The sequence below is a fragment of the Nocardioides luteus genome, assembly GCF_014648595.1.
Lineage (GTDB): Bacteria > Actinomycetota > Actinomycetes > Propionibacteriales > Nocardioidaceae > Nocardioides > Nocardioides luteus.
On sequence record NZ_BMRK01000050.1, the window covers coordinates 1 to 656 of the forward strand.

Sequence of the window (656 nt, forward strand, 5' to 3'; positions counted from 1 at the left end):
ACGCACCCAGCACCGCCGCTACCTCTCGGCCACCGCCGGCCCGCTCGACATCGTCTTCCAGGGGATGTGGCTCGACGACGCCCGGCGTACGCGGCTGGTCGTGCTCTTGCCTGGGACCGCGGAGACCAAGGCGAAGCTCGAGCGGCTCGACGCGCTGCACGGGAGCGCGCCGGCCTGGACGGCGCCGGGCCAGGAGACCCCCGACGCCCGGGCCGCCCAGGCGTAGATCAGGCGTACGGACGGATCGCGTCGATGATCCGGGACCAGTTCTCCGCGCCGTGACCGCGGGAGCGGGCCCAGGCGTAGTGTGCCTGGACGGCGCGGGGGAGGTCGGCGTCGATGCCGGCCGCCTCGCTGGCCGCCACGAGGTGGTCGGCGGTGGCGCCCATCATCGTCACGGTGCTCAGGTGGCCGGGGTGCTCGCCGGCTTCGAGCTGCGCGGCGAGGTCCTCGCCGGCGGCGAGCATCGGTGGGATGCCGGCGAGGGTCTGCATCAGTTCCGGCAGGGCGGCGGTCGGCTTGATGCCGCCCGTCTCGAGCAGCGCGACCCCGTGGAGGAGCGCGGAGAGGGAGGTCAGGAAGACGTCCAGGTTGGCCTGGTACATCAGCTGGGCCAGACCGGGATCCTCACCGAGGTAGCGGACGGACCCGATCCG

At 73.5% G+C, this 656-nt stretch carries 2 protein-coding genes; one reads left to right on the forward strand and one right to left on the reverse strand.

Annotated elements, in window-relative coordinates; genetic code table 11:
- Positions 1-226: hypothetical protein (locus IEY81_RS23915; RefSeq protein ID WP_229788131.1), on the forward strand; the 226-nt coding region annotated here is incomplete at its 5' end.
- 1 nt (position 227) lies between these two features.
- Here IEY81_RS23915 and IEY81_RS23920 read toward each other — a convergent pair.
- Positions 228-656 (reverse strand): imine reductase family protein (locus tag IEY81_RS23920; protein WP_444544160.1); only part of this gene is annotated, 429 nt, incomplete at its 5' end.